This window comes from Streptomyces sp. NPDC028991 (assembly GCF_055564775.1).
In genome coordinates this window covers 136,541-152,903 of record NZ_JBVHVP010000002.1, presented here as the reverse complement: position 1 = coordinate 152,903, position 16,363 = coordinate 136,541, and the positions used below count along the sequence as shown (strand labels likewise).

The 16,363-nt window shown below is 69.8% G+C and carries 21 protein-coding genes; 5 read left to right on the top strand and 16 right to left on the bottom strand.

Translation table 11 applies throughout. The features are described from left to right. The first annotated feature begins 5 nt into the window (after positions 1 to 5). From ACZ4V1_RS04780 to ACZ4V1_RS04765, 4 genes are all read left to right on the top strand, one after another. The gene (locus ACZ4V1_RS04780) at positions 6 to 401 is read left to right on the top strand and encodes a hypothetical protein (RefSeq protein WP_468329380.1); all 396 of its coding nucleotides are present in this window, start codon (positions 6 to 8) and stop codon (positions 399 to 401) included. Positions 402 to 432: 31 nt separating this feature from the next. Further along, on the top strand, positions 433 to 1,038 hold the full coding sequence (locus ACZ4V1_RS04775) for a hypothetical protein (protein WP_468329377.1): 606 nt from the start codon (positions 433 to 435) through the stop codon (positions 1,036 to 1,038). A gap of 37 nt (positions 1,039 to 1,075) precedes the next feature. Then, entirely contained in the window at positions 1,076 to 1,411 is a 336-nt protein-coding gene (locus ACZ4V1_RS04770) for a hypothetical protein (protein ID WP_121748557.1), read from the top strand. Between the two features lie 78 nt (positions 1,412 to 1,489). After that, positions 1,490 to 2,245 (top strand): hypothetical protein, encoded by a 756-nt coding sequence (locus tag ACZ4V1_RS04765; protein ID WP_468329374.1) that lies wholly within the window; start codon positions 1,490 to 1,492, stop codon positions 2,243 to 2,245. A gap of 35 nt (positions 2,246 to 2,280) precedes the next feature. Here ACZ4V1_RS04765 and ACZ4V1_RS04760 read toward each other — a convergent pair whose 3' ends face one another. The 16 genes from ACZ4V1_RS04760 to ACZ4V1_RS04685 all read right to left on the bottom strand — a co-directional run bounded on the left by ACZ4V1_RS04760 (position 2,281) and on the right by ACZ4V1_RS04685 (position 14,966). Beyond that, on the bottom strand, positions 2,281 to 2,874 hold the full coding sequence (locus tag ACZ4V1_RS04760; RefSeq protein WP_468329371.1) for a hypothetical protein: 594 nt from the start codon (positions 2,872 to 2,874) through the stop codon (positions 2,281 to 2,283). 8 nt (positions 2,875 to 2,882) lie between these two features. Beyond that, positions 2,883 to 3,521, bottom strand: a complete 639-nt coding sequence (locus tag ACZ4V1_RS04755) for a hypothetical protein (protein ID WP_468329368.1) — start codon at positions 3,519 to 3,521, stop codon at positions 2,883 to 2,885. Beyond that, positions 3,518 to 4,840 (bottom strand): hypothetical protein, encoded by a 1,323-nt coding sequence (locus tag ACZ4V1_RS04750; RefSeq protein ID WP_468329365.1) that lies wholly within the window; start codon positions 4,838 to 4,840, stop codon positions 3,518 to 3,520. Before ACZ4V1_RS04750 ends, ACZ4V1_RS04755 begins: the two co-directional genes overlap by 4 nt. Next, complete coding sequence (locus ACZ4V1_RS04745; protein ID WP_468329362.1) at positions 4,837 to 6,261, bottom strand: putative T7SS-secreted protein; 1,425 nt, start codon at positions 6,259 to 6,261, stop codon at positions 4,837 to 4,839. The genes ACZ4V1_RS04750 and ACZ4V1_RS04745 overlap by 4 nt, the downstream gene beginning before the upstream one ends. Then, positions 6,258 to 6,584, bottom strand: a complete 327-nt coding sequence (locus ACZ4V1_RS04740; protein ID WP_337304357.1) for a hypothetical protein — start codon at positions 6,582 to 6,584, stop codon at positions 6,258 to 6,260. The genes ACZ4V1_RS04745 and ACZ4V1_RS04740 overlap by 4 nt, the downstream gene beginning before the upstream one ends. A 25-nt stretch (positions 6,585 to 6,609) precedes the next feature. Continuing rightward, the gene (locus ACZ4V1_RS04735) at positions 6,610 to 7,662 is read right to left on the bottom strand and encodes a hypothetical protein (protein ID WP_468329359.1); all 1,053 of its coding nucleotides are present in this window, start codon (positions 7,660 to 7,662) and stop codon (positions 6,610 to 6,612) included. After that, positions 7,650 to 8,306 (bottom strand): hypothetical protein, encoded by a 657-nt coding sequence (locus tag ACZ4V1_RS04730; RefSeq protein ID WP_468329356.1) that lies wholly within the window; start codon positions 8,304 to 8,306, stop codon positions 7,650 to 7,652. The genes ACZ4V1_RS04735 and ACZ4V1_RS04730 overlap by 13 nt, the downstream gene beginning before the upstream one ends. Positions 8,307 to 8,361: 55 nt before the next feature. Continuing rightward, entirely contained in the window at positions 8,362 to 8,823 is a 462-nt protein-coding gene (locus ACZ4V1_RS04725) for a TadE/TadG family type IV pilus assembly protein (protein WP_468329353.1), read from the bottom strand. After that, positions 8,820 to 9,266 (bottom strand): TadE/TadG family type IV pilus assembly protein, encoded by a 447-nt coding sequence (locus ACZ4V1_RS04720; RefSeq protein WP_468329350.1) that lies wholly within the window; start codon positions 9,264 to 9,266, stop codon positions 8,820 to 8,822. Before ACZ4V1_RS04720 ends, ACZ4V1_RS04725 begins: the two co-directional genes overlap by 4 nt. After that, positions 9,267 to 9,716: a TadE family protein gene (locus tag ACZ4V1_RS04715; RefSeq protein ID WP_468329347.1), complete on the bottom strand. Its 450-nt coding sequence runs from the start codon at positions 9,714 to 9,716 to the stop codon at positions 9,267 to 9,269. Between the two features lie 35 nt (positions 9,717 to 9,751). After that, on the bottom strand, positions 9,752 to 10,012 hold the full coding sequence (locus ACZ4V1_RS04710; protein ID WP_468329345.1) for a hypothetical protein: 261 nt from the start codon (positions 10,010 to 10,012) through the stop codon (positions 9,752 to 9,754). Between the two features lie 77 nt (positions 10,013 to 10,089). After that, a complete protein-coding gene (locus tag ACZ4V1_RS04705) occupies positions 10,090 to 11,010 on the bottom strand; it encodes a type II secretion system F family protein (protein WP_468329342.1) in 921 nt (306 codons plus the stop codon). Then, on the bottom strand, positions 11,007 to 12,050 hold the full coding sequence (locus tag ACZ4V1_RS04700; RefSeq protein ID WP_468329339.1) for a type II secretion system F family protein: 1,044 nt from the start codon (positions 12,048 to 12,050) through the stop codon (positions 11,007 to 11,009). The genes ACZ4V1_RS04705 and ACZ4V1_RS04700 overlap by 4 nt, the downstream gene beginning before the upstream one ends. 19 nt (positions 12,051 to 12,069) lie before the next feature. Continuing rightward, complete coding sequence (locus ACZ4V1_RS04695; protein WP_468329336.1) at positions 12,070 to 13,377, bottom strand: CpaF family protein; 1,308 nt, start codon at positions 13,375 to 13,377, stop codon at positions 12,070 to 12,072. Next, entirely contained in the window at positions 13,374 to 14,231 is an 858-nt protein-coding gene (locus ACZ4V1_RS04690; RefSeq protein WP_468329333.1) for a hypothetical protein, read from the bottom strand. The genes ACZ4V1_RS04695 and ACZ4V1_RS04690 overlap by 4 nt, the downstream gene beginning before the upstream one ends. A gap of 18 nt (positions 14,232 to 14,249) precedes the next feature. Then, on the bottom strand, positions 14,250 to 14,966 hold the full coding sequence (locus ACZ4V1_RS04685) for a hypothetical protein (RefSeq protein WP_468329330.1): 717 nt from the start codon (positions 14,964 to 14,966) through the stop codon (positions 14,250 to 14,252). A gap of 634 nt (positions 14,967 to 15,600) precedes the next feature. Here ACZ4V1_RS04685 and ACZ4V1_RS04680 point away from each other — a divergent pair. After that, positions 15,601 to 16,341 carry a hypothetical protein gene (locus tag ACZ4V1_RS04680; protein WP_468329327.1) on the top strand — a complete coding sequence of 247 codons (741 nt, stop codon included), beginning with the start codon at positions 15,601 to 15,603 and terminating at the stop codon, positions 16,339 to 16,341. Positions 16,342 to 16,363 lie beyond the last annotated feature (22 nt).

The window sequence follows — 16,363 nt, the reverse complement described above, 5'->3', positions numbered from 1 at the left end:
CTCCAATGATTCGCCCCGCAGGCTTCTTCGCAGAACTCCTTCCCGGCTGGGGATTGCCGGTAGACGGCTCGATCAAAGATGCAGTGCGACCATCTGGCGAGCCGGACGAGTCGGACATCGTTTCCTACCTCGTGAATGGAACAGGGCTATGGAGCGAGATGAGCGCCGGGCCTGACGTACTTAATCCTGATGGACCGCTGTTGACCGGTATCGGCTCCCTCTACACAGATGGCGAATGGATCTGGCGCGGAGATCTATCACATTACGTATCCACTCATCATGTCGCCCTCCCCCTAAAGTTCCTCATCCGGATCAGAGCCTTGAACTACTCGCCCCCGAAGGTACCGGACAGCAGACTCACCGAGATCGCCACTGAGGATCTCGGAATGGACCTCGGTTAGTCGTTCACAGAACATGCAGAAAGAGACAGTGATGCCGAGTTTCTCCCTGGCCCTCCCAGACTCCTGGTGGGAGTTCGACATCCGCCCGGAGGGACGTGAAGCGACGGTACGGACGCTGGTGGACGAGCGAGTGCGAGAGTCCCCTGAGTTGGCCCGGTATCGCACAGACCTGACCGCGATGCTTCGCAAAATGGCCAAGGACGCCCACGATTCCGGCGGCCTCTATATGGGCTGTATGGCCGAGAACTTCGACGGCGTCCCGCTCTCCGCGACCGTCACCGTGTCCGTCCTCGGCGCCAAGAACAAGCAGGGCGTCGCCCTCTCCACCGACCCCCGAGCCATCGCCGAGAGCCTCCGTACGATCACCCCGCGACGCGAGGGCGACGCCTGGCGCAAGGTCACGACCGTCGACGTTCCCGAAGTGGGCACGGCCGCCCGGACGTACGGCGTCGAGGACGTGCCCGTCGCCCAGGGCGACAGTCGTACCCTGCGTATGGTGCTGACCCAGACGTACATCCCCGTACCGGGAACCACCGACCAGGTCGTGCTCGTCTCCGGGGCCAGCCCGGTGTTGGACCTCGCCGAGGCGTTCCACGACATCTTCGACGCTGTGACCGGCACCTTTCGATTCGTCTGAGCTGACCGACCCGACCCTGCAGAGAGGACTCCGAGCCATGGGCAAGAGCGACCTCGCACTGCCGTTGACCGAGCTGGAGGACTACGGGCGCCGACTGCGCTCGCTCAAGACGCGGCTGAACCACACCAAGAAGCTCTTCGAGTCGTACAAGGACGACATCGGCGACGGCAGCGTCAACGACGCCCTCGGAGACTTCGAGTCCAACTGGGAGGACGGCCGCGAGGACATCACCCAGCAGCTCGACGCGCTCGGCGACATGTCGGACGCCGTCGTCCGCGAGTTCAAGAAGCTCGACGACGAGCTGACGAAGCAGGTCAACGAGGCCGTGAAGACGGAGGACAAGCGGGGCGGCAAGGGTGGCGGCGGCACGTGACGTGACGGTGACGGTGACGGCCCATGTAGCGACCGGGGTGCCGCACGGGCTCGGGCCCTCCTGCCGGAGCACGGGCAGATGACACAGGACGAGTACCGCGACCGGATGCGGCGGCTCCACCCCAAGCGGGCCACGCCCCGCGCCCCGCACCGTCTCAGCGGGCGGCTCACCCGCCGGGTCCCCGTCCTCCCGCGCGCCGCCGTGCTGTGCGCCGCGTTCGCGGTGAGCGTGCCCGCCTGGCTGCCGCCCCTGCTCCTCCTCGCCGTCCCCGCAACAGTCGGTGGCGCGCTGCTGTGGCCGCTGCTGGTGACGTCCGCGACATGCCTGCTGTTTCTTCTACTGCCCGAGATCGCGCACTACGGCAGTCGGCCCGGCCCCATCGTTCTGATCGTCCTCGGCGGCCTCTACCTCTTCTTCGGTGCGGCCGTCACCTTTCACACCTCGGTACTGATCGAGCGTGGCCGCTGGGCGGATGTCGTCGTGGTCTCCAGGGACGAGCCCACCTCGCGCGGGACCCCTCACTGCGCCCTGCGTGAGGTGGGCACCGCTCCAGGGGTACGTCCCTTGGAGACGACCCTCGGCGACTGCCGCCTCCGGCCGGGAGACCACACCCGGGTCTTCGCCGACCCCTTGGACGATGCCGGAGCGCGGCTGAGCCGCCCCGAGAACCCGAGTCCGGAGCGGGAGCTGAGCTACCTCTCGGCCGCCTCGATCGCTACGGGCGCGGTGAGCGGCGCGCTCTCCGGGTACCGGCGCCGCAGGGCCCTCGGCCTGCTGGGAGCGGAGGCCGGCCTAGCCGAGGAGCGGTACGGCAGGGTCCGACGGGACGTCTGAAGGACCGGGCATGCCGGTGGGGCCCCGCTCGGGCCTCACAGGGACAGCGTGTGAGCGATGCCGTCCACGATGCCCTCCAGCGGTTCGTCCAGTACCGGCTCCGTCCAGGAGACCAGCAGGGTGACGGCGGCGTCCGTCGCCGGTGGACGGACGCCGTAGAAGAGGGTGCGGACCACGGGGCGCGGGCCGAGGAGGCGCTTCTTTCCCTCGATCAGGTTCTGCCGGATGCGGACCGCGTCGCCGAGCGGCAGCCGGACCTCGCGGACGTCCGGTTCACCGAAGTCGCGCGCCGACATGTGCTCGGTGAGGAGCGGGAGGGTGACCTCGGGGAAGGTGCCGTCCGGATGGATCGCGTCGAGTTCGAGGACGGCCGCGACGGTGTGATGACCGCTGATGTACCAGCCGAAGGCACCGAGTGGCTCACGCGTACGGCTGTCGGCCGCCGCGCGTCTGAGGTCGCGGGCCAGGAGGCGGGCGTTCCCTTTCTCCCCGTCGCGCTCGTACCGCTCGACGAGATCCCCCGCCTGGTGCTTCGCCCAGTAGTCCAGGTCGAGCGTGCCGGCGACGGGGAACGGCACCCAGTCCTCCGAGCACTCCAGGCCGAGGTTCGACAGGTCGTCGGTGGTCATGTCGGTGATCACTCCGTCCAGGTCAGCGAGCCGGCGATCGCGTCGAAGAGGCCGGCCATGGCGTCGGCGATCGGCTCGAGGGGCGTGGAGAAGGTGAGCAGCAGGAAAGCCGTCGTGCCGGGGACGGGCAGGTGGTACTCCACCGAGACGGAGACGTGGTCCCTGTCCGGCCCGTTCTCGCCGGGTTGCCGAGACAGTCTGCGGACCCGTACTGCGGTTCCCGCGGCCAGTTCTTCGACAGTGATTTCCGGTGCCTCGCCCGGATCCTCCTCTTTCGCTTCCTCGGCGAAGGCTCGCGCCAGGTCCTCCGCGGGCAACGGCTCGGCGTGACGCAGCGGTGCCAGGCTGACCAGCAGCGAGGCGGGGATGGTGAACGGGCCCACCTCCTGGAGGCTCAGGTAGAGCTCGATCCCACCGCTGCGGTGCGCCTTGGCCGCACGGCGGCGCAGGTCGGCACGCAGCTCTTCCTTGAGGTGCGGAGCGTTGTCGATGCCGTGGAACTGGCGCTCCACCAGCGCGTCGACGGACCTGTCCCGCCGGTCGGGGTCGAGCAGGATCCGGAACCAGCCCTCGGGCAGGAGCAGTCGGTAGTCGGCAGGAGCCGCGGGGTTCTCGGAGGAGTTCACGGGCTTCTCGCTAGAGGTCACGTTGCACCCTCCTTGGATGTCCGTTCCCGGGCCTTCCGGTCGAGGCGGAGGCGACTGCGTAGTTGGTGGGCCGCGTACGGCGTGCCCTGCAGGACCAGGCCGACCGCTCCCATGAGCACCGCGGCGAGCGACGCACCGGGGTGCGAGTCCGTGATCCGCAGTCCCTGGACCACGGAGAACACGGAACCGAAGGCCATGACGGCGGTGGACGACATTCCTGCGATGGTCCCAGGGAACCGCGACATGCGGCGGGCCGCCCGGGTCGACTCGGGCAGCAGGCGCAGGCCCAGCACCGGCCCCTTGGGCCAGACGGCCTTTCCGCTCAGTCGGCGTTCGGACACCGCCAGCCCGGCGGCGCGGCGCAACCGTGCCCACCCGTCGGGTCCCGTCTCGCCGCCGAACCAGGCAGCCCACGGGAGCACGGCCCGCACCTGATCACCCGGACCCCGCAGTTCCACCCCGATCACGGCGCCGAAGCGGTCGCTCACCCGGACCAGCGACGTCACCGCGTGCGAGCCGGTCAGGGGGAACCAGTACTCCTGCCCGCCCAGGTCGCGCAGGACGAGGTCGTGGTCCTGGACCCGCAGCTCGCTGTCCCGGCAGAACCTGACCGTCGCGCCGACGCCCTTGCCGGGCGAGGGACTGACGCGCTCACGGACCACGGGATCGTGACCTCCGAGGCGCAGCCGGGACCATGCGCGCAGCGCCAGCCGTGCCACGGGGGCGACGAAGGCAGTGGCGGCCAGCAGCAGGACGGCCCAGGGCGCCGTGGTGCCGGAGAAGACGACGACCGTGAACGCGGCGAACCACAGGCCTCCCGCGGCGGCACGCACACCCCAGTACCAGGACGGGAAGGCGCCACCCGGTCCAAGCACCGTGCCCCTTCCGCCCGAGGCCACCAGCGGATCGTTTCTGTCCCGCACCACGTGCAGGGGGATGCCCGCCGCCTTGAGCAGGCCGGTCACACCCGAGCGGCTGAGGAGCTGCTCGCCCTGGACGGACCGTTTGGGCAGCACGGGCGACTCGGGCAGCCAGTCCTCGACGTCGAACCGGCCGATCAACGCTCCCTCCGCGTCCTGCAGCTGCACCTCTCCCCAGGAGCCCGGGAGAGTCGGCCCCATGCGTTCCCCGTCCTCGCCGGGAGCGTCGACGAACACCGCTCGCGCGATGCCGTTCCCGCCCACCGGACAGCGGGTGGTGCGACGGCGGGTACGCAGCACCAGCTCGCCGTCGTGTGCGAAGAGCCGGGAGACATGGCACCGCTCGAGGCCGGGGCCGCGCGATGCCGCGGGTCTGAGCGCGGGCTCGGGGGCCGTCATCCCGTGGCTCCGTCGTACAGGGAAGTGACGGCGCCGTAGGCGCCCTCGGAACCGGCGGCCACGCCGGTGGCGGTCGCCCCCGCCCAGACGTTGGTCTGGCCGGAGAAGTTACCCAGCGCACTGCTGACCGCCGGCATCTGCGTCGCGGCAGGCGCGATGCCGTCGAGGCCGGCGGCGGCCCTGGCCAGGTCGGGATCGAGGGTGCCCGCCGAACGGGGCGCGGCCATCCCCCGGAGACCGTCCCGCCAGCCCTGCTTGGAGAACGCGTTGGCGATGGACTTCACGCCGTCGACGCTATCGCGGTACATGGAGACGGGGCTGAACCCCTCCTTGAGGTTGCTCCAGCTGGGCAACTTCCCCTTCGGCATGTCGGCCATCGCCCGTGCGGCGTCCTTGCCCCGGACGGACCCCTGGGCTCCCCGGTTGGCGAGGTTCCACGCCTTGTTGGACTTCATTCCGGAGGCGACGGCGTTCTTGTAGAGGTTGCTCCGGGCGAGCGCCTTGCTGCCGGCGGCCACCCCCTTGGCTCCCGCCATCGCCGCCCGGCCGAGGCCGAAGGTGGCGACCCCGACGGCGTCCAGCATCACGGACTTCCAGCTGCCCTCTCCGCCCAGTGCCAGCACCAGGTCGGTGGCGAGCGCGACGACGCCGGCCAGGAGCGCCACGGCGTTCGCGACGACCGCGATGGCCTGCCCGATCACCGGGATCCAGCCCAGAGCGAGCGCCGCCACCCCCGCCCACAGTGCGATACGTCCCGCCCATTTGGAGATCTGGGTGAGCCAGCCCGCGTTCTCGTGGACCCAGTTCTTGAACTTGTCCGTCCAGCCGTCCTTGAGCCCGTCGTTCTCGATGACGTCGTGGATCGCGTCCGCCGCCCGGCGCGCTGCCGTGTCACGGACCTCCTTGGCGGTCCGCAGAGCGTCCTTGGCCGCCGACAGAGCCGACGACGCGTTCTCCTTCTGCTCCTTGTACTTCTTGGTGTCCGGGTCGTCCTTCGGCGTGTCGTCGGGCTGCCCGTCGAGCGAGCGCTGGGCGGCTCCGAGGTCGCCGTCCGCGGCCTCCGCGTCGCGCAGCGCCTTGTCGGCCATCTGCTGCGCGCGGTGGAGTTCGGAGGCGTACTCGGTGCTGCACACCCCGTCCACGACACGCATGCCGAGCACGTCGGCTGCCTCGTCGTACCGCTTGAACGCCTTGCGGAGCTTGTCCCCGGCGCCTTCGGCCGCTCCCCGGAACTCGGTGGCGGCCTTGCCCTTCCAGTTCTCGACGGAGGCCAACTCCTTGATCTCGCGGGCCTCCTTGTCGATGGCCTCGGCGGTCTTGCGCAGCTGCCGACCGAGCCGCGCCACCTCTTCCGGGTCGCCCGGTATCGGGTCGGAGCCCTCGTCGAGAACGGCCCAGCGGTGGCTTGCGGGACGCGTCACTTCCCGTCCCCCTTCTTGCCGCCCTTGGCCTTCTCGTCCGCCCGGCGCAGCGCCTCGGCCAGTTCGTGGTCGATCTTGTCGTACGAATCCGCCGCGCCCTTGGTGATCCCGTGGAGCTTCTCCAACTCGTCGGTCAGCTGTCTACGGTGGATCTTCCAATTACTGCCGAACTTCTCGAAGGCGTCCAGGATCTTCTCCGACCCGATCTCGCCCACTCCGTATCCCTCGGCCGGGTTGGCGCGCTCGGCGAAGGTGCCCCGGATCCGCTTCAGCGCCCGGGCGCTCTCCCGGATCCGGTCGATGTCCGCTTCCTGGTCACCCATGGCTGTTCCCTCCCTTGCCGTCGTGTCAGCGGTTCACCGCCTGGATCTCCTGCACCGTCACGTCCTGCGTCGCGCCGAACGTGCCCTCCGGGAGGTCGCCGCCCTCGCCCGTGGTGCTGGTCCACGAGATGTTCCAGGTGACGGTCGCCTGCAAGGGGTACGAGCCGTCCGAGCCGGAGGCGCGGAGGTAGGTGACGCCGCAGGGTGGGGTGTCGTTCGCCTTGCCCTTCGCGTACGGCTCGCCGATGCTGCCGTCGGCGTTGATCTCGCAGTCGCCCGAGGCGGGGTACGTCTGGGCGTCGCTCGTACCCGGGTCGATGTGCAGGGAGACGGGTTCGGCGGTGGTGGTCGCGGAGAGACCCGTACCGGGGAGGCTGGCCGTGACCGAGATCTTCTTGAACTTGGCCTTGTCCAGCCAGATCCAGGTGGGGAGGTTCACCTTCGTGGCCTCGGTCGGCCTCATCTCGATCTCGGTGCCGGGGACCGGGAGTTCGTCGTAGGCGTATTCGGCGAGGATCCGGGGAGACACCGCGAGCGGCTCGGGCGGCGTGACTCCGTTGTCCACCCAGAATGGCGGCTTGTCGCACGCCATGGCCTCCGGATCGTCCTTCCGATTCGGGTTGATGGCAGCGGCCCAGAACATGCCCTCACCCTGCTTGTCGAGGTTGTAGTTCTTGTACGGCTTGCCGTCCTTGTAGCGCTGATCCAGCATGTCGCCGACAAGCTCGCCGACACTCCCGATGAACGGCAGTCCGCTGATGCCCCGCCACGTCTTGACGGTGGCCTGGATTTCCTCGGGCGAGAAAGCGGGCTCGTACCAGCACGCCGGAGGCGTCCAATCACCGTCGGTCGAGGAGAGGCTGCCGGTCTTGCCCGAGTCGGAGGAACCCTTGACCGTCGTGCGGACCTTGGTCTCCACCGTGATGTTCCGGCCCTGCCGGTTCCCCTGGGCATCACCCAGGCTGCTTCCGTCGTCCGTCTTGCCACCGGCCTGAGCGGCCGTCGGCATCAGGGCCATCGGTAGAACCAGGGCGGCGATCACGGGAATCCGTCGACGCCTACGGTTCACGGCTGGCATTTCTCCGCTCCTCGCTCCGACACGACGTTGACGGTCTGCCAGACACCCTCGGCGCTCTTCTTCATACGCGCGCTGTAGGAGACGTAGTCGTCCGCGTCGCCCGGCGTCTTCTTGACCTTCTTGGTCTTACGGTCCTTGCTGTACGACTTCGTCTCGTCACCGCAATAGGTCACAGTGGCCGCGCTCTGCCCGCTCAAAGTCACCTCACGGTCGTAATACCGCGTGGATCCCGTCCAGGTCGTGCCGGCCTCGTAGAAGGACTGGACGTATGACGCGGCCGCCATCAGCGCGTTGTCCTTGCTGTAGAACTTCAGCGCCGGGTGCTCCTTGGCGTCCACGGTGATCGCCTCGTCGATCGAGTTGATCATCCGCTCGTTGTCCGCCAGCACCGCGTCCTTGACCGCGTCTCCCGTCTTGCCACCCTCGAAGACGTTCTTGACGTCGGACGGCAGCTTGATCTCTGGCCGCTCGATGCTGTCCTTGCTCGGAGACGGAGACGGAGACGCGGATGCCGAAGCCCCCGTTTCCGCTCCCGCGATCTCGTCCTTGGCCGAGTCGCCGGTCTCGGATCCGCCGCAGCCGGACAGCAGCAGCGCCACCGCTGTAGTCAGGGTGGCAGCAGCCGCCGTCGTACGTGTGCGCATGGAAGTAGTACCTCCGTTGGTGGGGGGATGAGTCACGGCTGGAAAACCGGTGGAGTCAGCCCACCTCGTTCTCCGCCACCGCCTGACCGTGGACGACCACGTCGCCGCCATAGAACATCCCCGTGAAGACCGGGGAGTAGGTGAGCCGGACCTCGACCTGCACCTGCGCGGCGTCGGCCGTCACGCAGTGCGTCGCGGCGATGTCCTGGCCGGTCATGTCCATCTCCGCGGCGAAGGCCTTGACCCTCGCGTCGCAGTTCTCGTAGTTGATGGGGGCGGGGCCGCCCACGTCGTCGTAGAGGGCCTCGCGGTCGATGTCCTGGGCGGCGTAGCGGGCGGCCTGTTCGGCGATGTCCGCGGCGCGTTCCCGCTTGGAGATGGACATGCCGCCGTCGATGACGAAGGCCGACAGGGAGAGGAAGACCAGGGCGAAGATGATGACCGCGCCGGCGCCCGAGCCTCGGTCGTCCATCCGCGTCCGCCGGTCCGCGAGCCAGCCGCGTACGAGGGCCTTCACGCCGTCCTCCGGTACGGGTCCAGCGGGGAGCTGAAGCTCGCCGACAGTGTCGTCGGGATGTTCAGGCCGATCGTGGCCAGGCCCCGCACCTCGCAGCTCACCTCGACCGTGAAGAGCGTGTCGGGTTCGAAGCCCGCGCTCTTCTGGACGACGGTGACCGGGCCGGAGCAGACGTCCTCCAGGTTGGCCTCGGCCGCCTTCCTCGCCTCGGCCATCGCCGTACCGTGGTCCTTCTGGATCGAACCCGCGCGGGCCGCGTCCCGGGCCGCGCCGTCGAGGGCGCCACGGCCGTCCACCAACTGGCCGAAGGCCACCAGAACCAGGATGAAGAGGATCATCACCGGGGCCAGGATGACCACTTCGATGGTGGACAGGCCCGTGTCGTCGCCGGGCGCCCGGGCAGGACCGCCGCGGCCGTCCCGCGTCGGACGGGAGGGTTCCATCTAGTTCTCCCCCTCCTGCACGAACCGTTCCACCGGGCCCATCGACTCCGCGTGCACCGTCAGGTCCAGGCCCGGGAACACCGTCGGGACGCGTGCCGTGATCTCCACGCCGACCGTGTCCTGTTCCGGCTGGAGCAGCTTCACGTCCGGTGACAGGACCAGCTGGGGGCCCAGCTGGCGGATGTAGCTGTCCACCACGTCCCGCGCCTCGCCCCGCCAGCCGCCGGGCTGGTCGTGCGCCGTCGCGCGGGCCTTGCGCGCCCCCGCCTGGGCCGCCGCCTGCGCCACGTGATCGGCGAAGAAGTACAGCCCGAACTGCACCGTCGCGAAGATCATGAAGAACAGGACCGGCGTGAGAAACACGAACTCGATCGCGGTCATGCCGGAGTCGCCGCGGGTGGCCGCCGCCTCGCGGGCGGCCTCCGTCCTGCGGCGCACCCGTCTCAGCATGGTGCCCGGCATCCCCGTCAACCCCGTTCGTGCGATCAGCAGGTGCTGCCCGCGTCCGCACCCTTGATGCAGTCGCCGACCTTGTTGGCGCCCTCGCTGAGCGCGGCGTTGATGATGGCGGCCACGACACCGACGATCGCCACGACGACCGCGGAGATGATGACCCACTCGACCGCGGAAGCACCGCGGTCCAGTTCGCCGGAGCGGGCGCGGTCCACGCGAGCCCGCAGGAAAGTGATCAGGAAGTCCACGGGCACGACGCCCGTGGTGCCGGTTCGGAGGTTCCGTCCGTTCATGGTGGGTTCTGTCCTCTCGTATCAGTTCTGGGAGCGAAGCGGCTCGGAGCTGCTGAATAGAAGCTGAGAAAGCTGCGTCACACCTGAAACACCCGCATCGCCGCCGGATAGATCAGGAACACCAGGAACCCGGCGCACAGCAGGAGCTGGGCCACGAGCATCGACTGGGACTTCTCACCCGCGCTGCCCTCGATCTCGGCGAGTTCGCGATGCCGCATGGTCTCGGCGCGGGAGGAGAGGGACTCGCGGACCTTGGCGCCGTCGTCCGCCACCAGGGCGAGCGAGGCGGAGAGGTCCTTGAGCTCCTCGACACCCAGGTCCTCACCCAGCTGCCCCAGCGCCTGCCACTGGCTGATGCCCGTGATGCGCGCGTCGGACAGGGCGTTGCGGATGCGGTGGGTCGCCCAGCCGTCCGACACCTCCGCCGCCGCCATCAGGGCCTCGGGCAGGCCGCGCCCGCCGGCCAGGCTCATGGACACCAGGTCCAGGTACGCACCGATCACGCGCCGCAGGTCACGGCGCTTGTCGGCGGCGTCCCGGCGTACCTCCAGGTCGGGGAGGAAGAAGAAGAGCACCGCGCAGAGCAGGGCCAGCCAGACCGGGATGACCGGGCTGCTGCCGAAGCCCAGCGTCCAGACGATCGCGAACAGGAACGGGCCGAAGAACAGGCCGCCCACGCTCAGCAGCGCCTTCGTCGCCAGGAACTTCTCCCAGCTGCGGTCCAGCACCGCCAGGTCCGCACGCAGCGACCGCAGCTCCCAGCCCTGCTGCAGGTACAACTCGGCGACACGTGCGCCGACCTGGGCGCGCAGCGAGCCGAGACGGCTGGTGTCCTTCGCCGCGCGGGCCGACTCGTACGCGGCCCCGCGTGCTCGCATCGCGTCGATCCGCGCGACCTGCTGGATCGGGCTCCGTCTGCTCGGCATGAGGGCGCGGACCAGGGCGTACACGCCCAGGCCGATGACGGCGCCCACCAGTACCGGCATGGTCAGGTTCATCGTCGTACCCCCTCGTCACCAGACGCCCGCGACGGCTGTGACGGTTGCGGCAGCCGCTGCACGGGCTGACCCGGGTGGCCCGGCTGGCCCGGCGAGCGGGGGCGCACGAACTGGACGTCGGAGCCGTCCCGGACCAGGAAGCGGTCGGGTGTCTCGATGGTCGACAGCTTGCGCATCCACCAGAAGCCCAGCGCGAACAGGCCGCACACGCAGGCCAGGACGAGCTGGCCGACGGGCGAGCCGTACGGCTCGACGAAGTCCCGGTTGAAGATGGACAGGCCCAGGACGAAGAGCACCGACACCGCCACGACGATCTGGACGGAGCGGCGGGTCGAGGCGCGCTGCGCCATCACGCGCTGGCGCATGTCGACCTCCTCGCGCGCCGACTTGGCGAGCGCGCCGAGCACCTGGCGCAGCCCCGGGCCGCGCAGCCGCGCGTTGAGGATCAGCGCCGCGACGATGATGTCGGCGGACGCGTCGTCGATCTCGTCGGCGAGGTGCTGGAGTGCCTCGGGCAGCGGAGTGCGGGAGCGCAGCCGGTCGACCAGGGCGTCCAGGTGCGAGCGCAGGACCGGGGCGGCGGCGCGTGCCGAGGCCGGGATGGCCTGCTCCAGTCCGACCGCACCCGCGATGGTGTCGCGCAGCGACTCCGTCCAGGAGGCGAGGGCCTCCACCCGCTTCATGGCGGCGCGTTCTTCGGCGGCGCCGCCGAAGAGGCGGTCCCAGAAGAAGACGAGGATGCCGGCCGCGATGCCCAGTACCGCCCAGCGGGTGAGGAGCAGGACGACGAGGCCGACGATGGCCGCGAGGGAGCCGCGCCGGCCCGCCCAGCGGATCAGTTCGCTTGCCCGTTCGCTGGCCTGGCGCTTCTCGTGCTCGGGCTTGGCGGGCAGTCCGCGTACGGCGACCAGGAAGAGGGCGAGTCCGCCGCCGACGGCGACGCCGCAGCCGAGCGCGTACAGGACCGTGGTGGAGAACAGGCCGCCCATGGACCCGAGGGAGTCCAGTGCCGCCAGAGTGGTCGTGGGGGTCGTCGTCATGACCGTCGTCATCTCCGTCTCACCCCCACGTTCCGTTGGGCCGGTATCCGTAGGCGATGAGTTCCTCCAGGCAGGCTATGGGGGCGTGCGGTACGACCCGGCCGTCGGGCGCTTCGGCGAAGACCTCGCTGGACAGCACGCGGCCGTCGACGCCGTTCACCTCACGGACCGAGGTGACCACGCGCTGGAGGCGTCCGCCGCTCTGGAAGTTGTTGCGCCGCTGGATGAAGACGACGAAGTTGACGGCGCCGGCGACCAGCATCTGGCTGGCCTCGATCGGCAGCCGCTCGGTGGCCTGGAGGGCGTACGTGGAGATGCGGTTGAAGACCTCGTGCGAGCTGTTGGCGTGGATCGTGGAGAGCGAGCCGTCGTTGCCCTGCGACATCGCGTTGAGCATGGTCACGATCTCGTCGCCGAGCACCTCACCGACGATGACGCGGGAGGGGTTCATACGGAGGGAGCGGCGGACGAGTTCCGCCATGCTGATCGAGCCCTGCCCCTCGGAGTTGGGCAGCCGCTCCTCGAACGCCACCACGTTGGGGTGCAGGTCGGGGAAGGTGTCCAGGCCGAGTTCCAGGGCCCGCTCCACCGTGATCAGCCGCTCGTGCGGGGGGATCTCGTTGGCGAGGGCGCGCAGCAGCGTCGTCTTGCCGGCGTTCGTCGCGCCCGCGATCATGATGTTCTTGCGGGCGCGCACCGCGCAGGCCAGGAAGTGGCCCAGCTCGGGGGCGAGGGTGCCGTTGCCCACCAGGTCGGAGATGAAGACCTTGCCCATGCGCGCGCGGCGGATGGACAGTGCCGGGCGCCGGGCGACGTCCATGACCGCCGACAGACGCGAACCGTCGGGCAGCCTGAGGTCCAGCTGCGGGTTGGCGGAGTCGAAGGGGCGGGACGACAGACCCGAGTAGGCGCCGAGGATCTGGATCAGCTCGATGAGCTCCTCGTCGGTCTCGGCGACCGGTTCGCCGCGCTCCTCGCGCCCGTCGGAGTAGCCGACGAAGACGTGGTCGCAGCCGTTGATGTCGATGTTCTCGACCTCGGGGTCGTCGAGGAGCGGCTGGAGCCGCCCGACGCCGAACAGCGCGGCGTGCACGGCGGCGGCGTACTGCTCCTCCGTCTCCGCGTCCAGCGGCGTACGCCCGGCGTTGATCTCGGCGCGGGCGTACTCCTCCAGGATCTGCGCGATGACGGCGCGGGCGTACTGCCGCTCGTCCTCGGTCGACATCGGCGTGACGCCGCTGACCTGGTCCTGGCGGCGCTGCTCGGAGATGCGGTCGCCGGCGTCCTGCCGGAACCGCTTGACCAACGAGTGGTCGACAGCGGTCATCGGCCGGCCCCCGCGTGGCCGGTCATGTCGGCGCCGGCGGGTCCGGTGGGCATGGACCAGGCGGCGCCGAACTGCTGGTACAGGTCCGAGGTGACCTTGCGGGCGGAGCGGATGAGCAGCGACTTCTCCAGCCGCCCGCGCCTGCGTCCGGCCAGCTGGTCGGCACCGGCCGGGTCGTCCGCGATCGTGCCGACCACACGGGCGCCGGTCTGGGCGTGCACGAGCATGTCGTTGACCTGGCCGGAGATCTTCGCCGCGTTGTTCGTGTCGGCGACCAGGACGACGCCGATCATCGGCATGCCGAGGCTCGCCGCGCCGCGCGGGCCGCCGTGCAGCCTGGCGGACAGGGCGGCGGCGCGGTCGCGGACGCGGGCGATGGCCTCCGGCTCGGTGCGGGAGATGAGGAGTACGAGCGCGGCGTGCGGGAACAGTTCCGCGGCCGGGGTGTCCCCGCTGATGCGGCCGCAGTCGGCGATGACGTCGGCGGGCGCGTTCGGGGACTCGGCGAGCGAGGCGAAGGCCCGGCCGAGGGTGGGCCACAGGCCCGCGAGACCGGCGGCCTGCTCGGAGATGCCGAGGCCGACGAGGACTTCGAGGCCGCCGCTGAGCGGCTGCACGTGGTCCCAGAGCTGGTCGGGGACCAGCCCACGGCGCGCCGTGGCGGCGATCGACAGCATCCCGGTGTTCGGGTTGAGCGGGCCGCCGTGCGCTGCGGCGGACCGGTACACCAGGTCGCCGCCCGCCGGGTCGGTCTCGGCGAGCAGGACGCGGCGCGGCCAGACCGCCGCGAGGGCGACGGCCGCGGTGGTGACGCCGGGGGAACCCTTGTCGGCGGCGAGGGCGATGAGGGCCATGGCTGCGGGGGTCGCCTTCTACTTGCCGGGGATCAGAACGACGGCGACCTCGCCGGCGGCCGCGGCCTGTGCGACCGCCGCCGCGTCGGCGGAGTCGACGGTCAGTGTGACGGGCAGGCTGGTGCTGCTGATGGCGTCACCGGATGCCGGCTTGGCGGACTCGACCACCGCGCGCTCGACCAGCAGCGAGCTGTCGGCACCGGTTGACCCGGAGGAGCCGTCCTCGTCGCTCCCGGCGGACTTGCTGCCGACGCGGTAGACGGCGACGTTGTCCCCGGAGCCCAGACCGGACGGGTACTGGCCCTCCTTGAGGGCCACACCGACCGTCGCCTTGCCCTGCTCCATGCCGGTCTTGTCGGCGAACATCTGGCCGACCACCACGGTGCCCCCGTAGATCGTGGACTTGGCCTGGAGCTTCATGAGTCCCGCACGCTGGTCCCACGGCACGAAATCGGCGCCCGAGTCGTCATTCACCATGACGACCTTGATGTTGTCCTTGGTGATGGACTCACCGGCCCTGATGTCGGCCGTCACCTGGATCGCCTCGACCCGGTCCCCGACCCGCAGCACCAGCATCGTCGCGCCCAGCGCGCCCAGCAGGATCAGCAGCACCGCCAGCGCGGCCAGCGCCGGTTTGCGCTCGCGAGGAGGGCTGGGAAGCCGGTCACCGACCGACGGCTGAGCCGGAGCCGCGGAACGTCCCGCGCCCGCCCCCGTACGCTCCTGGATCTTCACGCAACCGCTCCCCGTACACCCAAGAAATCGTCTGCCACGCAACTACTCTCGAGCACATATTGCTCAAGTGCGCAGAATCAATTGCCAATTAGGACACTTCACCCGTGCCCGCCCGACCGGTGGCGTCCAGGGACATCCCCTGACGCACCCGCCCGACCTGGGCGAATAACCAGCAGCGAGGCGAGTGTCAAGCCATCGCACCGTATCAGCAGCACATAAGCCCCTCAAGGCGCGCCCGCCCTCTACCCCCTCACCCTCCCACCATTATTCATCTGCAACTTCACGCCCCAACAACCCCTTTGAGTACCGCCCCGTGACCAAGCACCTCAACTGTGCGCGTGCGAATCCAAAACCGATACGGCGGGACACCCTCGGGGTGCTGTTCGTCACGGCGCGGCCATGATGCCTGCACGATTCACTCACGAGAGAACCCACGGGGGACCGGATCCGACCGGATCCCCCATGCCATGATCTTCGCTCGGATCAGTGACCCGGGGCAGCAGCACGAGGACACCACCCGGGGGAGGAGCTCGGGCCTCTGACAGTCACCCCGCCCGGACCCGGACAGTTCCTGGTCGACCGTCGTCCCCGGTCGACCGGCCGGCACCCCCCTCTCCCCCATCGAGGAACCCCCATGAACCGACCCACCACGGCAGCCCTCTCCGTCCTCTCCCTGCTCTCCCTCGCCGCGCTCACCGCCTGCGGCGGGGACTCCGGCTCCAGTTCGGATGCGGACAAGCCGGCGGCGACCGCGTCGCAGGAACAGCAGGAACAGCAGGCGACGCCGGAGGAGCGGCTGAAGCAGCTCGCCATCACGCAGGCGGACGCCCCCGGCGACAGGAAGGTCACGGAGCCCGACGACGAGTTCGTGTTCGCCAAGTCGGCGAAGGAGGTCACGGTGGACAAGCCCGTCTGCGCCCCGCTGGCCCTGGCCATGAACCAACTCCCCCTCGGAGAACCCCAGGCCGACCTCACGCGCGTCATCGACAGCGGTGGCGCGAACATCGGCGCGTTCACGTACGTAACGCTCACGGCGCACGAGTCCGGCGGCGCCGAGTCCGCGATGTCCGGTCTGTCGAAGGCGGTGGACGCCTGCGGTGGCGGCTTCACGGCCAAGTCCGACGAGAACACGAGCGCGTACGACTCGGTGACCGCCGAGAAGCCCGTGGCGGCAGCCGGCGACGAGCCCCTCGGGTTCCGTTCCACGCTGACATTCCGTGGCGTCACCCACACCGTGCACACCCAGGCCGTGCGCAGCGGCGACGTCCTCGCCGTGTACTTCTCGGTCGACGGCGGCGCCATCGCGAACTCCAAGCCGAGCGACGCGAAGCTGCCGGCGGCGGTGGTGAAGGCGCAGAACGGGAAGCTGGGGTGAGGGAGCGGGCGGTTTCACGGCA

Coding starts and splice junctions, on each gene's coding strand:
- ACZ4V1_RS04780 (WP_468329380.1), top strand. CDS start 6: ATGATTCGCCCCGCAGGCTTCTTCGCAGAACTCCTTCCCGGCTGGGGA.
- ACZ4V1_RS04775 (WP_468329377.1), top strand. CDS start 433: ATGCCGAGTTTCTCCCTGGCCCTCCCAGACTCCTGGTGGGAGTTCGAC.
- ACZ4V1_RS04770 (WP_121748557.1), top strand. CDS start 1,076: ATGGGCAAGAGCGACCTCGCACTGCCGTTGACCGAGCTGGAGGACTAC.
- ACZ4V1_RS04765 (WP_468329374.1), top strand. CDS start 1,490: ATGACACAGGACGAGTACCGCGACCGGATGCGGCGGCTCCACCCCAAG.
- ACZ4V1_RS04760 (WP_468329371.1), bottom strand. CDS start 2,874: ATGACCACCGACGACCTGTCGAACCTCGGCCTGGAGTGCTCGGAGGAC.
- ACZ4V1_RS04750 (WP_468329365.1), bottom strand. CDS start 4,840: ATGACGGCCCCCGAGCCCGCGCTCAGACCCGCGGCATCGCGCGGCCCC.
- ACZ4V1_RS04740 (WP_337304357.1), bottom strand. CDS start 6,584: ATGGGTGACCAGGAAGCGGACATCGACCGGATCCGGGAGAGCGCCCGG.
- ACZ4V1_RS04735 (WP_468329359.1), bottom strand. CDS start 7,662: ATGCCAGCCGTGAACCGTAGGCGTCGACGGATTCCCGTGATCGCCGCC.
- ACZ4V1_RS04730 (WP_468329356.1), bottom strand. CDS start 8,306: ATGCGCACACGTACGACGGCGGCTGCTGCCACCCTGACTACAGCGGTG.
- ACZ4V1_RS04720 (WP_468329350.1), bottom strand. CDS start 9,266: ATGGAACCCTCCCGTCCGACGCGGGACGGCCGCGGCGGTCCTGCCCGG.
- ACZ4V1_RS04715 (WP_468329347.1), bottom strand. CDS start 9,716: ATGCTGAGACGGGTGCGCCGCAGGACGGAGGCCGCCCGCGAGGCGGCG.
- ACZ4V1_RS04710 (WP_468329345.1), bottom strand. CDS start 10,012: ATGAACGGACGGAACCTCCGAACCGGCACCACGGGCGTCGTGCCCGTG.
- ACZ4V1_RS04705 (WP_468329342.1), bottom strand. CDS start 11,010: ATGAACCTGACCATGCCGGTACTGGTGGGCGCCGTCATCGGCCTGGGC.
- ACZ4V1_RS04700 (WP_468329339.1), bottom strand. CDS start 12,050: ATGACGACGACCCCCACGACCACTCTGGCGGCACTGGACTCCCTCGGG.
- ACZ4V1_RS04695 (WP_468329336.1), bottom strand. CDS start 13,377: ATGACCGCTGTCGACCACTCGTTGGTCAAGCGGTTCCGGCAGGACGCC.
- ACZ4V1_RS04690 (WP_468329333.1), bottom strand. CDS start 14,231: ATGGCCCTCATCGCCCTCGCCGCCGACAAGGGTTCCCCCGGCGTCACC.
- ACZ4V1_RS04680 (WP_468329327.1), top strand. CDS start 15,601: ATGAACCGACCCACCACGGCAGCCCTCTCCGTCCTCTCCCTGCTCTCC.